Origin of the sequence: Catenulispora rubra (assembly GCF_015356825.1) — a bacterium.
Taxonomy (GTDB): Bacteria; Actinomycetota; Actinomycetes; order Streptomycetales; family Catenulisporaceae; genus Catenulispora; species Catenulispora rubra.
In genome coordinates, this window is record NZ_JAACYW010000028.1 from 54266 (window position 1) to 66028 (window position 11763).

At 70.8% G+C, this 11763-nt stretch carries 15 protein-coding genes and 1 pseudogene; all 16 read left to right on the top strand.

The window, feature by feature from the left end:
• Nucleotides 1-2 precede the first annotated feature (2 nt).
• The 16 genes and pseudogenes from GWK61_RS11025 to GWK61_RS11100 all read left to right on the top strand — a co-directional run bounded on the left by GWK61_RS11025 (nt 3) and on the right by GWK61_RS11100 (nt 11385).
• Nucleotides 3-221 carry a hypothetical protein gene (locus GWK61_RS11025; protein ID WP_194908077.1) on the top strand — a complete coding sequence of 73 codons (219 nt, stop codon included), beginning with the start codon at nt 3-5 and terminating at the stop codon, nt 219-221.
• A 294-nt stretch (nt 222-515) separates the two neighbouring features.
• A complete protein-coding gene (locus tag GWK61_RS11030) occupies nt 516-890 on the top strand; it encodes a hypothetical protein (RefSeq protein WP_194908079.1) in 375 nt (124 codons plus the stop codon).
• Nucleotides 891-982: 92 nt separating this feature from the next.
• A complete protein-coding gene (locus GWK61_RS11035; RefSeq protein WP_194908081.1) occupies nt 983-1336 on the top strand; it encodes a WhiB family transcriptional regulator in 354 nt (117 codons plus the stop codon).
• Nucleotides 1337-1340: 4 nt separating this feature from the next.
• Nucleotides 1341-1682 carry a hypothetical protein gene (locus GWK61_RS11040; RefSeq protein WP_194908083.1) on the top strand — a complete coding sequence of 114 codons (342 nt, stop codon included), beginning with the start codon at nt 1341-1343 and terminating at the stop codon, nt 1680-1682.
• The gene (locus tag GWK61_RS11045) at nt 1679-2176 is read left to right on the top strand and encodes a hypothetical protein (protein ID WP_194908085.1); all 498 of its coding nucleotides are present in this window, start codon (nt 1679-1681) and stop codon (nt 2174-2176) included. The genes GWK61_RS11040 and GWK61_RS11045 overlap by 4 nt, the downstream gene beginning before the upstream one ends.
• Nucleotides 2173-2643 (top strand): hypothetical protein, encoded by a 471-nt coding sequence (locus GWK61_RS11050; RefSeq protein WP_228562103.1) that lies wholly within the window; start codon nt 2173-2175, stop codon nt 2641-2643. Before GWK61_RS11045 ends, GWK61_RS11050 begins: the two co-directional genes overlap by 4 nt.
• Nucleotides 2640-3371 (top strand): NUDIX domain-containing protein, encoded by a 732-nt coding sequence (locus GWK61_RS11055; RefSeq protein ID WP_194908088.1) that lies wholly within the window; start codon nt 2640-2642, stop codon nt 3369-3371. Before GWK61_RS11050 ends, GWK61_RS11055 begins: the two co-directional genes overlap by 4 nt.
• On the top strand, nt 3368-3910 hold the full coding sequence (locus GWK61_RS11060; RefSeq protein WP_194908089.1) for a hypothetical protein: 543 nt from the start codon (nt 3368-3370) through the stop codon (nt 3908-3910). The genes GWK61_RS11055 and GWK61_RS11060 overlap by 4 nt, the downstream gene beginning before the upstream one ends.
• On the top strand, nt 3910-4278 hold the full coding sequence (locus tag GWK61_RS11065) for an RRQRL motif-containing zinc-binding protein (RefSeq protein ID WP_194908090.1): 369 nt from the start codon (nt 3910-3912) through the stop codon (nt 4276-4278). Before GWK61_RS11060 ends, GWK61_RS11065 begins: the two co-directional genes overlap by 1 nt.
• Entirely contained in the window at nt 4278-4664 is a 387-nt protein-coding gene (locus GWK61_RS11070; RefSeq protein ID WP_194908092.1) for a hypothetical protein, read from the top strand. The genes GWK61_RS11065 and GWK61_RS11070 overlap by 1 nt, the downstream gene beginning before the upstream one ends.
• Nucleotides 4648-5823, top strand: coding sequence for a DUF2637 domain-containing protein (locus tag GWK61_RS11075; protein ID WP_194908094.1), 1176 nt, complete (start codon nt 4648-4650; stop codon nt 5821-5823). Before GWK61_RS11070 ends, GWK61_RS11075 begins: the two co-directional genes overlap by 17 nt.
• 2 nt (nt 5824-5825) lie before the next feature.
• Entirely contained in the window at nt 5826-8105 is a 2280-nt protein-coding gene (locus GWK61_RS11080; protein ID WP_228562104.1) for a hypothetical protein, read from the top strand.
• Between the two features lie 247 nt (nt 8106-8352).
• Nucleotides 8353-8991 (top strand): hypothetical protein, encoded by a 639-nt coding sequence (locus tag GWK61_RS11085; RefSeq protein ID WP_194908095.1) that lies wholly within the window; start codon nt 8353-8355, stop codon nt 8989-8991.
• A gap of 56 nt (nt 8992-9047) precedes the next feature.
• The gene (locus tag GWK61_RS11090; protein ID WP_194908097.1) at nt 9048-9905 is read left to right on the top strand and encodes a hypothetical protein; all 858 of its coding nucleotides are present in this window, start codon (nt 9048-9050) and stop codon (nt 9903-9905) included.
• A gap of 32 nt (nt 9906-9937) precedes the next feature.
• A pseudogene (locus tag GWK61_RS11095) lies at nt 9938-10864 on the top strand (DNA-methyltransferase); the annotation flags it as partial.
• 257 nt (nt 10865-11121) lie between these two features.
• Nucleotides 11122-11385 carry a hypothetical protein gene (locus GWK61_RS11100; protein WP_194908099.1) on the top strand — a complete coding sequence of 88 codons (264 nt, stop codon included), beginning with the start codon at nt 11122-11124 and terminating at the stop codon, nt 11383-11385.
• The last annotated feature ends 378 nt before the right edge of the window (nt 11386-11763 follow it).

Genomic DNA, 11763 nt, shown 5'->3' on the forward strand with positions numbered 1-11763 from the left:
CGATGTACCCGAACGCTCGTACCCGCTCGCAGTCCTGGACCCGCCCCGGCATCTACGTGGCCGTTCGCCAGTTCAGCGGCGTCGAGGTCCTGGACGGCCGGCGCCGCGGTGTGCAGGTGTCCCGGCACACCATCCACGGCACCGCCGCCGAGCTGCGCGCCCTGGCCGCGCAGATGATGCGGGCGGCCGACCTGGCCGAGGCTGTCACGGCCCAGTCCTGACGTCCTGCCGACCCTGGCCGGCCCGCCTGTTCTGCGGACCGTGGCCAAGGCCGACAGGCCGCAGCCGGCGCAAGCCGTGGCACTGCATTGAGAACTGAACAGAGACCAGCCTGAGGTTCGAGGAACCGGCGTCGAAACACGAGTGGCGCCAACGGTCCCGAAGAACTGTTCAGGCGGCAGAAACCGCAGCGTATGTGCTGCCTGCCCGCCACGGACCGCATCCATCGGGTCCGTGGTCGGCGGAGAACACAGGACCCTGATGGTAGGACGAAAGGCACTCCCTTGAAGCCGGACATGACCCAAACGCCCCTGCGCGTCAGTACCCACCCCCTTTACCTGATCGACCTGGCCGGTGACCGGCCGATGCTCGCCTGTCCGGCCTGCCGGACCTGGCTTGTCGTCGCCGACGGCATGTTGCCGCCGCATCGCAGCGACCACCAGCCCGACCAGGCCGAGCGCGACAAGACGGCGCCGCGCCGGCCGCGCTGTGTGGCGTCTCGCCGGCCGGTGGTGCTGGACCTGTCGCCGAGCACCTGGTCGAGCAAGTTCGCGATCGGTGTGCGAGACGCCGGGATGCGCCGCGGAAACCGGGTGTTCGCTGACCCGCGCTCCGAGTCCAGCCCGCAGGTGCCGGTGCCGACTCCGGTGTTCAGGCTCAGGCGAGCGTAGCGACGACCCGACCCAGACACGATCCAGCCCGGTCAGGCCCGATGCCTGGCCGGGCTTTCTCATGCCCTTTTCCAGATCCAAGGAGGCCAGGAATGAACCGTGCTTTGCCGTTGCGCCGCCCCGGTGCCGGCCGCATCGGACACCCGATCCGCGGCGCCGTCGCCGGTGGCCAGCCCGCCGGAACCATCGCCGAGCACCTGGGCGTGGACGCCCGCGGCGCCGGGCCGCTGGCCGGGGCCGCGTGCGCGTCCCCGCTGCTGGACCGCAACGCGATGTTCCCGGACAAGGGTGACCGCGCCGGGGCCGACTTCGCCCGCGAGGTCTGCGCGTCCTGCCCGGTGGACAAGGCCGAGTGCCTGGCCCGGTACGGCGACTTGTCCCACGGTGTCGTCGCCGGTCTGACCGTCCGCGAGCGGCGCGCTCTGCGCGTCGCCGACGGGCGGTGACCCGATGAGCGCCCTTGCCGTGCTCGCGCTGGTGGCGGCGGTGATGTTCGTCGTCATCCGCGAGCGGCGGATCTACAAGCGGAACAAGGCCTGGCACGCCACGGCCGTGCAGGTGGTGGCGCCGCCGCCGCCGCGCTGGTGGCAGCCGCTGCTGGCGAACCTGGTCGTCGGCGCGCTGATCGCCGCCGCGGTACTGGCGCTGCTGCGCTACACCCCCGGCGACGGCACCACGCCCGGCCCGGCCACACCGCTGGACGGCGGAACCGACGGCACCGGCACGCCGAACCCGGCCAGCCCGACTTATACCCCCACTTCGCATTCGAGTCCGAACGGAGGATCCCGATGACCACGAACACGAACACCGCCGGCGGCGAGTCGGCGGCGATCCGGCACGTGCGTGACGGCTACCTGGCCGATATCGCTCGCCGCGACCAGATGATCCGCCACCACACCGAGGCCGCCGCGCAGCTGCGCGCCGACAACGCCACCGACGCCCGTCACGCCGAGGTCGCGGCGGCGCTGATCGCGCAGATCGACGCCGACACCCTGACCCGCGCCTGGGCGCCGGTCAACGAGATCGACGCCGCCGCGCTGGTGGCCGACCACGTTCTGATCGCTGGCATGCCGCGCACGGGCAAGGCCGGCGCCGGTCGCGCGCTGCTGCTGGCTGCGCTGCACGACGCGGTGACCGACATCACCGTGACCGACGGCAAGGCCGCCGCCTCCCTGGTTCACGACCACCACCCGGGCACCGACCGCTGCCCGGCCTGCATGCTGACCGGCGCCGGCGATCTGGCCGCGCTGGATGGCATCAGCACCGGAACGGGGGCGGACCGGTGAACCTGACTGCCGCGGCCGTGATGGCCGTGTCCTACGTGGCCCTGATCGCCGCGCACGAGGTGGGCGACCACTGGTTGCAGACCCCGTGCCAGGCGATGACCAAGGGCGGGACCGGATGGGGCGCCCGTGGCGCGTGCGCCCGGCACGTGCTGACCCTGACCGCGACGAAGGTCGCCGCCCTGCTGGTTCCGTTCCTGATGTTCCACCTGCCGATCCGCCCGCTGTGGTGGGCCGTCGGCCTGGGCATCGACGCCGTCTCGCACTACTGGGCCGACCGTCGCACGACGCTGCGCCGCCTGGCTGAGCTGTGCGGCCCCGGCAAGACCGCCTTCTACGGCCTCGGCGCCCCGCGCCCCGGGCACGACGACAACCCCACGGTGGGGACCGGCGCCTATCTGCTTGACCAGTCCTGGCACAAGCTCTTCCTGTACGTCACGGTCCTGATCCTGACCGGGGGTGCCCGATGACCACGATCGGGATTCCCGGCTTCATGCGCCCCTGGACCGTGCGTCACGAGGGTTATGCCCCGGTGGACGTCACTCCGGTGGAGCTGCGCCCGGAGAACCTGGCCGCCGCGGTGGCGGAGGGCTGGGCCGAGCCGTTCGCGACCCCGGGCGAGATCCGCAACTGGTACTCGCGGGTGGCCGCGGCGGTGGTGCCGTTCACGTTCGATGCGTTCGGGTGGCCACTGAACCCGACCGGCCGTACCGACCGGTGCGGCCGGAACCTCGGTAAGTGGGGTGAGAACGCCGCCGCCGACCCGATCGTGGTCGCCGGCGCCAGTGCGGAACGTCGGGTGCTACTGATCCGGCGCTCCGACATCGGTGTCTGGGCGCTGCCCGGCGGGATGGTGGACCCCGGCGAGTCCGCGCCGCAGGCCCTGACCCGTGAGCTGCGCGAGGAAACCGGCGTGGACCTGGCCGAGTTGACCGCGGAAGTGATCTGGTCCGGGTACGTCGAGGACTGGCGCAACACGGATTACGCCTGGGTGTGCTCCACCGCGGCGCTGTTCCAGTTGCCCGCCGCAGTCACCGCGATCGCCAGCGACGATGCCACCGCTGCGGCCTGGTTCTCGTTCACGAGCATGGCTTCGCTCGCCGCCGACGTTGCCCGCGCCGGTGGGCAGTTGTACGAGGCGCACCGGCCGATCCTGGCCACCGCCTTGCAAACCCTGAGTGAGGGGACGGGGCAGTGAGCTTCCGGACCCGCGCCTACGACGACGAGACGGGCCGCCCGGTGGTGGTGCTGGTCGCCACCGGCTCGCACGCCGTGTCCAGGCTGGTGGCCGCGCTGCGGACCGGCTCCACCGAACAGATGATGCTGGCCGGCCGCCTGATCGACCAGGTGAAGCGGCACAACGGAGGCCGGGAGGCGCTGCGGCTGCTGGCCGCGCACGGCGGGCCGGACTTGCTGGCCGAGGAGGCCGAGCTTGCCTGGCACACCGTGCGCCGCTTCACCGACATGCACCCGATCGACAACTACAAGGCGCTGTTTTACGAGGTCACCCACCCCGAACAGTGCCACTACCTGCCGCCCGGCGCGGTGTGCTGGTTTGACCACAACAACCGGTCCGACCAGTGGCCTGCCGGTGAGGGGACCTGCCGGATGCGGCCGGTCGAGCACGAGATCGGCGGCGACGAGGACGGCCCATACCTGGCGGAGTTTCTTCACGTCCAGATCTTCGACACAGAGGCCGGCACCTGGCACGACCTGCACGCCGCCGGCGGTGGGTGATGCCTCGGACCTCGGAGCGCTTCCTGGACCCCGAGGGTAAGAAGTTCGGCATCCCCACCTTCCCGTGGCGGATGGCGCCCGAGGGGTTGGCGACGCGCCGCCAGCTGGCGACCGCCGGGCTTCGGCCTGGCGGTGCGCCGGTGGTGGCACAGATCATGTGGCCCCGCGGCGGCGAGAAGGTGGGCGTTGCCTACCTGTACGACCTCACCGCCACGGTGCCGAAGAGGCCGTTCACTGCCGGGCTGGCCCGGTCGGTGGCGGCGATGCTGGCAGCTCGCTCCACCTGCGCCGGCTGCGGCACCGTCTATGAGTACTGCCTACCCACGGGCCGGGACTGCTGGCGGTGCCAGGACAGGGGCCGGTCCTGATGCCGATACGAGCATCCGAGCGCGCCCGCTACCCGCGCAACTGGCGACAGATCAGCGACCGGATCCGGTTCGTGCGCGCCGCAGGACGCTGCGAATGCTGCGGCGAGTGCGGCGCGCACGACCCCGGCCGGTGCGCCGCCGTTCACGGCCGGCCGCATCCGGTGACCGGTTCGCGAGTGGTGCTGACCACCGCGCACCTGGACCACACCCCCGAGAACTGCGACGAAACCAACCTGGCCGCGATGTGCCAGCGCTGCCACCTGGCCTACGACGCCGGACAGCACGCCGCGAACGCCTCACACACCCGCGCGGTCAAGGCCACCAAAGGTCTTCAGCCGCTTTTCGACCTCGCACCCGAAGGGAGCGACCATGACCACCCTCGTTGAGCACGTGAACGGCCACGCCCCCGCCGCCCCGGTCACCTCCTGGCCGACGCCCGCCCCTACCCCGGTCGTCGCCGAGCAGCACGACCGCCCCGCGGTGAAGGCGATCGAGGGCCCGTTGAAGACGATCGTCGCCGCCGTGTCCACGGCGGTCGGCGCGCTGGGCCTGCTGGGCTTCGTCAACTCCTTCCACCGCGTGGACGCCACCGCGCAGCCGTCCTTTCACGGTCTGGCCTGGACCGTCCCGACCGGTATCGACCTGGGCATCTTCGTGTTCTCCGCCCTGGACATCGTCCTTGCCATCCTGGACATGCGGATCGTGTGGTTGCGGCTGATCCCGTGGGCACTGACCGCGGTCACTATCGAGCTGAACATCGCCAACCAGACCGGGCAGCCGCCACTGACCGGGTTCGACAAGCTCGCGCACGGCGTGCTGCCGGCGATGTGGGCGCTGTCGGTCGAGGTCGGCGCGCACGTGGTCCGCAAGCGCGCCCGCCTTACCAACGCCAAGCGCATGGACCGGGTCCGGGTGTCGCGATGGTTGCTGGCACCAGTACCGACGCTGAGTCTGTGGCGTCGGATGGTGCTGTGGGAGGAGCGTTCCTACCCCGCAGCCCTGGCCCGGGAGCGGACCCGCGTCCTGGCCAAGACCGACCTGCAAGACCGCTACGGCCGTGCCTGGCGTTTCAAGGCTTCGCGTCGTGAGCGGGCCCTGTACCGGCTCGGCGAACTGGCCCCGACCCCGATCGCCGACACGCTCACCCCAACCGGATCGACCCCGATCGCCGGGTCCGAATCGACCTCGACCGGCGGCCAGGAATCGACCTCGATCCCTGCGACCGAATCGACCTCGATCCGGGGTGAGGGATCGACCTCGACCCGACGGGCTCGATCGGCCTCGACCCGGAAGACCAAGACGGCGGCCGGATCGACCCCGATCCGTGAGCGCGACTTCGCCGAGTTGCTGATCGAGGCCGAGCAGGTTCCGACCTGGCGTGGCAAGCGCTCCGCCGAGCGGATCCGCTCCGAGCTGCACATCGCGCCGGGCACCGCCCGCAAGCTCGCCGCCGAGCTGACCGTCCGCGACTCCGCGACCGACCCGCAGGTATGGGGCGGCCCGACACCGACCGACACCGACACAACCGCCGAGGAGGTGGCCTGACGATGACCGAGACCTACCCGAACCCCAGTGCCGAGCAGGACGACGCACAGATCATCACCTTCCCGACCCGCGGCGACGCTGGCGATGACGGCCTGGGCGTGCCCGACTGGGTCAACGCCGACCGGCCCGCCGCCGACGGGCCGAGCCTGTCCGAGTCCGCGACGAACTCCCGCATCATCGAGGGTGTCATCGTGTCCCCGACGTCCGGGCCGTCGAGGGCGCAGCGCCGGGCCCGCCGACGCCGGCAGCTGACCGCCGCCCGTGCGGCCCTGACCCACCCGGCGGTGCGCGGGAGCGGCCGGCAGCTGATGTACCTGGCCCTGGGCCTGCGGGTTGTGGGCCGCCGGTTCTGGCAGTCGCGGACCACCAGCCTGCACGAGCGGATGATGCGCACCGCAGTGACGATGGGCAATCACGACGCCGCGCTGGAGTGGGAGGAGCGGGCGGCGATCCGCCGGTTCGAGCGGCACGAGCGGCGCATGGAACTGCTTTCGGCACCGGTGGACGCCGCCCGCGCGGTGTTCGCCGGCACCGTGGGCGGGGCGTTCCTGCTGCTGGTGGCGGGTATCGCGCTGTGGGTCCACTCCGGCCACATCACCGATGTGGCTACCCCGTTCACCGTGACCGCGACGGTCGTGAAGACGATCGCTGACATCGTGCGTGTCACCTGGCGTCCGCTGATCGCGCTGGCGCTGCTGGCCTCCGTGTTGGGGTTGTGGCAGACGGGCCGCAACGAACGCGAGGCGCTGCCGCTGTGGCTGGCCCCGGCCGGTGAACTGCCCGCAGCCCCGGACGCGTCCTGGATCACGCCGTCGATCGTGGTGCTGGCGCTGCGGGACCTGGGCCACACCGTGCTGCGCAAAAAGATTGAGGAGATGGCCGACGGGGCCGGGGCGATGCTCGGGCCGATCAAAACCGCCGGGGTCGGCGTCGAAGTGGACGTGATGCTGCCCCGAGGCGTGGACACCGGCGAGATCCTGGCCCGACACACCAAACTCGCCGAGAACCTGGGCCGCCACAAGCACGAGCTGTACCTGGAGGTCCCCGGCGACCTGCGCAACACGGTCAGGTTGTGGATCGCCGACATCGGCGCGCTGGATGAGAAGGTCGGACCCTCACCGCTGGTCACCGACCCGGACATGGTCGCGAACTGGTTCACCGGCTCCGCCCCGTGGGGCGTGGACCTGCGCCGCAACCCGATCGGCCTGCGGCTGTACCAGCGCCACGCTCTGCTCACCGGGCTGTCCAACCACGGCAAGACCGCATCGCTGCGGGCGGCGATCCTGTGGGCTGTCCTGGACCCGTGCGTGGAGATCTGGTTGGCCGACTTGAAGGGTGTCGGCGACTGGGGCATGTTCGACGGCCTGGCCAGCATCCTCATCCAGGGTCCGACAGATGACCACGTCATCGCCACCGTGGAAATGGTGGAGGACGCCGCCGACGAGATGGACCGACGCCTGCTGGCGGTGCCGGAGTTGAACCTGGCCAACGGCGTGGACGAGAAGGTCGCGCGCAAGCCCGGATCCGGGTTCCACCCGATCATCGTCGTCGTGGATGAGGCACAGGTCGCAGTCATGTGCGGCGCCAAGGACGCCAACAAGAAGCCGTACGGCGGGCTGAGCAACGAATCCCGGTTCCTCACCGCCTGCCGCCGCATCCACAACCAGGGCCGCGCCGTCAACGTCACCCTGGAGCTGGGCACCCAGGACCCTGACCCGCAGAACTTCCCGAAGATGCTGCGCAACGGCTCCCACCTGCGCGCCTCCCTGCCCCTGGGTTCAGAAGGCCAGGCGAAGATGGTGCTGGGCGAGGACGCCGTCAAGGCCGGCGCCACCCCGCACCGGCTGCGCCGCGGCATCGACAAGGGCGTGGTCGTCGCCACCGGCGAAGGCCTGGACTTCCCCGTCGGCCAGGCCCACATGACGGTGTGGACCCACTTCATCGACGGCGACGACGCCACCACCATCGCCGACCGTGCCAAGACCCGCCGCGCTGCGATGACCAGCCGCACCGGCGCGCACGACGCGGCCGAGGAACTGCCGCCGCTAGACGTGCTCGCCGACATCGCCGCGATCCTGGGCGCCGCGCCGCGGATGCTCACCCAGGAGGCGATGCAACGCCTGGCCGAGCGTGACGAGCGCTACCGGGACTGGACCAACGCCGACTTCAAGGCCGCCCTCGATGAGGCCGGCGCGCCGACCTACACCTACAACGGCCGCATGCACGTCCACGGCGACCGCGTCCGCGAGGCCCTGACTCGGCGGTTTTCCGCCACCGAATAGCCAGTGAGGCATCTGGTGAGGCAGCCGATTCCTGGTGAGTTCTCACCAGGCGCCTCACCAGATCACCTCACTGGCCCTGGCCAGGGCGCATGTTGATTTTGGTGAGGCAGTGAAGTGGTGAGGCAGGGCAGTCACGACCGCCTCAGACCCCTAAAACACGGCCCTGGCCCACCCCCTCGCTGCCTCACCAGCCCCAAGGCTGCCCGCCAGATCACGCCAAGACCACAAACGGAAGCAGGACCTGACCATGACCGAAGACCCCACCGGCAAAAGCCGCTCCGCAGCGGCATCCGGCAACCCCAGACACGGTGCAGCCGCACGCAACAGCGGCGGCAGCAGGCGCACCGGGCGTGGCCGGGACAACTACCAGACGGTGAGCCTGGGCGGCCGTCGACTGCGGGTGGCGCGGACGCTTTCCGAGCGCACCAATGACCGCCGCGGCTACTGCCGCCACTGCTCCGGCAACGGCTGCTCGGCCTGCGCCGGCCGAGGCCGCGCTACCACGGCCCCCGGCACCGCCCGCGCATCCCGACCGACCGGCGGCCGGGCCGAGCGGACCGCCAAGCGGAGCAAGGCCAAGCGTCCGCGCCGCTCCGGTCTGCTGGGGCTGCTGGGCTTCCGCAGGCGAACGCCGCTGCGCCGTCGCATGAAGTCCTGGCTCGGCAAGACCTTCGGCACCACCGCTCCGGCCCGCCGCAACCCCGGGCCGGGCCGGGGCGGTCAGGTGGTCGCGATTGGCGGCAACCCCGGCGCGTCCTGGTGGCGCTGCCCGCGCTGCGGCGCCAGTGAGTACTCCCTGCCCGATGCCGACGTGGCCACCGGCCGCGCGGCCCGGCATGTCGCCGCCGTCCACCCCGGCATGGCGTTCCGCATCGACCCTCAGTAACCCGCTCCGGGCCTGCATTCCAGACCACGAACACCGCTCCAAGGAGGTGTGAATCCATGACCGAACTCGCGATCCCGCAGCCCTCCCCCGGCGACGTCCACCTCACCGCCGACACCCCACCGGCCGGGCCCGGCACGTCGCCGCGTCGCTGGCCGGTGTCGCCGACCGCGGTCGCGCTGGCCCTGGCGAACCCGGCCGTCACTGGCTGCCTGCTGGCCCTGGCCCGGCACTGGTCGGATCACGGCGCGCGGCACTCGATCGGCGACATGGTGCCGCTGACCGTCGGCGCCATCCTGGGCCTTGCCATCACGGCCTACGCCGCCGCCACGCGCGATCCGCTGCTGGTCGGCACCTGCGGCGCCCTGACAGCTGCCGCCCTCGGAATCGGGATGATGGCCTATCCCACCGGACTGGCCGAACCGCTGATCACCGCCGGGGTGGCCACCGTCGCAGGGTGGGTGTTCACCCGCCGCCAATGGCGCGCCCACTGCATCCGCCGCGACGACGCCGAACAGCGCCAGGCCGACCGCGACCACGAACAGACCGTCGTCGGAATGCAATGCCAGACCGCCATAGAAGTCAACGCCATCCAGCAGCAGGGCAAGACCGACCGCCGCAAGCTGAAGGAACTCGGCAAGACCCGACGGCTGGAACTGCGCCTGGACCTGGCCGAGTTCGAATCGCTCAAGCTGGAGCGCGACACCCGCCGCCGCCACTTCATGACGCTCAGCCCCACCGCCACCGCCGCACTGGACGCCGAACCAGTGGACACCGAACTCGGCACCACCGCCCGCGGCGCCCTGGGCGCCGCGGCGCCGTTGGGGATCGAGCCGGGCTCCTCGGCGCGCAGCTGCGCCGGCGACGACACCGAGGCGATGGCGGTCGCGTTGGGCTTGCTCCCCAGGAGCGCATGATGCCCGCCGCGGTGCCTCCCGGCCCGAACTACATGGCCGAGCCGTATTACCAGGACAAGCAAGCAACCCTGTACCTGGGCGATGCGCTCACCGTATTGGCTGCGTTGCCGGATGCGTGTGTGAACTGCATCGTGACCAGCCCGCCGTACTGGGGCCTGCGCGACTACGGCCAGCCGGGACAGTACGGGCTGGAAGATAGCCCTCTGGCCTATGTGGAAACCATGCGAGTCGTGTTCGCCCAGGCCCGTCGGGTGCTGGCCGGTGACGGCACGCTGTGGCTGAACCTCGGCGACACCTACGCCAACCGCGCCAACGCCGCGGCGTCGAAGTCGTTCCGCGCTGATAGCGCCGCGGTCATGCCCGCCAGGGTCAATGCCACCGCGATCGCCCCTCGCAAAGGGCTGCTGATGGTGCCAGAACGGGTAGCGATGGCGCTGTCTGATGACGGCTGGATCCTGCGCAACAAGATCGTGTGGCACAAGCCCAACGCCATGCCGCAGTCCGTCACTGACCGGCTATCCGGCCGGTACGAGCACGTGTTTCTGTTCGCTAAATCCCCGCGTTACCACTTTGACCTGGACGCCATCCGGGAACCTGCCGTCACGGCACCGGGCCGAACCTGGGCGCAGCGCAAAGCCGCCGGCGAACCCGGACGCCACGGACTCGCAGGGCAAGCCGCCCTCGGCCGAGGAGGCTTTAGCGCCGCGGCGGCCGGCCGCAACCCCGGCGATGTGTGGGCGATGTCCACCCGCCCCTATCCGGAAGCGCACTTCGCCACCTTCCCGATTGACCTGCCGCTGCGCTGTATCACCGCAGGTACCAGACCCGGAGACGTGGTGTTGGACCCGTTCAGCGGATCCGGCACCACCGGCGCCGCGGCGCGGATCCTCGGGCGCCGATACCTCGGCATAGAACTCAACCCTACCTATCACGACCTGGCGATTACCCGCCTGGCCAAGGCCTGCGCGGGACCGCGCAACGAAACTCTGCATGAGCTCGTGCGCAACGAAACGCCGGGGCCGGCCGGGCCCGTGCGTAACGAAACCCGCTGCCAGGCTCCCCGCTGCGACAACCCCATCCCCAAGGCCAGGACCGGCCGGCCGCGACGCTTCTGCTCGCCGGCTTGCCGTGCCCGTGCCCACCGCGCCGGCGCAGTCCTGACACATATCCGATAGCACAACGGCTCACCCATCAAAGAGCGAAAGGACCTCGACCCATGTCTACGACACCGGCCCTGGAAGTCGGCCTGTTCGTCCCCGGCGAAGCACTTCCGGTCGCCATCGCCGTCATCGGCAATCGCCCCACGTTTCGGCTGGACCTCGACTCCACCGATGAGGGCGTGTCGCTGTACCTGCCGAACGAGCCGGCCAGCGCGGTCGCGTACCTGGACCACCTGGCCGTGGCGATCGCCACGCTGCGCGCCGACATCGTCGCGTTCTCCCGCGCCACCGCTGGCAAGCCGGCCGAGCCGCAGCGGTGACGGGAACACGGGGCCGAGCCTGTACCGGCAAGAAGTCGCACCAACGACGCCAGGACGCTGACTCACACCGTGACCGGCTCATCGCCGGTGGTGCCGCCCCGGAGGGGATCCGCGTCTACCGCTGCCGTCACTGTGGCTTCTTCCACGTCGGACACAGCGGACCCACCGGACGTATCCACCGCTGACCCGTCCGACACCCACCCGACGAACGGCCCGCAGACCACCGGTCAGCGGGCCGTCGTCGTTCCCCTGTGATCACCCTTGGAGGCTCAGCCTGTGAGTGCTGACATGCTCTCCGTCGCGCTCGGCCTGGCCGAACGTGGCTTCCTCGTGTTCCCCCTGATGCCGAACGGCAAGACCCCCGCCATCCCCTCGGCC

Coding starts and splice junctions, on each gene's coding strand:
- GWK61_RS11025 (WP_194908077.1), top strand. CDS start 3: ATGTACCCGAACGCTCGTACCCGCTCGCAGTCCTGGACCCGCCCCGGC.
- GWK61_RS11030 (WP_194908079.1), top strand. CDS start 516: ATGACCCAAACGCCCCTGCGCGTCAGTACCCACCCCCTTTACCTGATC.
- GWK61_RS11035 (WP_194908081.1), top strand. CDS start 983: ATGAACCGTGCTTTGCCGTTGCGCCGCCCCGGTGCCGGCCGCATCGGA.
- GWK61_RS11040 (WP_194908083.1), top strand. CDS start 1,341: ATGAGCGCCCTTGCCGTGCTCGCGCTGGTGGCGGCGGTGATGTTCGTC.
- GWK61_RS11045 (WP_194908085.1), top strand. CDS start 1,679: ATGACCACGAACACGAACACCGCCGGCGGCGAGTCGGCGGCGATCCGG.
- GWK61_RS11055 (WP_194908088.1), top strand. CDS start 2,640: ATGACCACGATCGGGATTCCCGGCTTCATGCGCCCCTGGACCGTGCGT.
- GWK61_RS11065 (WP_194908090.1), top strand. CDS start 3,910: ATGCCTCGGACCTCGGAGCGCTTCCTGGACCCCGAGGGTAAGAAGTTC.
- GWK61_RS11070 (WP_194908092.1), top strand. CDS start 4,278: ATGCCGATACGAGCATCCGAGCGCGCCCGCTACCCGCGCAACTGGCGA.
- GWK61_RS11075 (WP_194908094.1), top strand. CDS start 4,648: ATGACCACCCTCGTTGAGCACGTGAACGGCCACGCCCCCGCCGCCCCG.
- GWK61_RS11080 (WP_228562104.1), top strand. CDS start 5,826: ATGACCGAGACCTACCCGAACCCCAGTGCCGAGCAGGACGACGCACAG.
- GWK61_RS11085 (WP_194908095.1), top strand. CDS start 8,353: ATGACCGAAGACCCCACCGGCAAAAGCCGCTCCGCAGCGGCATCCGGC.
- GWK61_RS11090 (WP_194908097.1), top strand. CDS start 9,048: ATGACCGAACTCGCGATCCCGCAGCCCTCCCCCGGCGACGTCCACCTC.
- GWK61_RS11100 (WP_194908099.1), top strand. CDS start 11,122: ATGTCTACGACACCGGCCCTGGAAGTCGGCCTGTTCGTCCCCGGCGAA.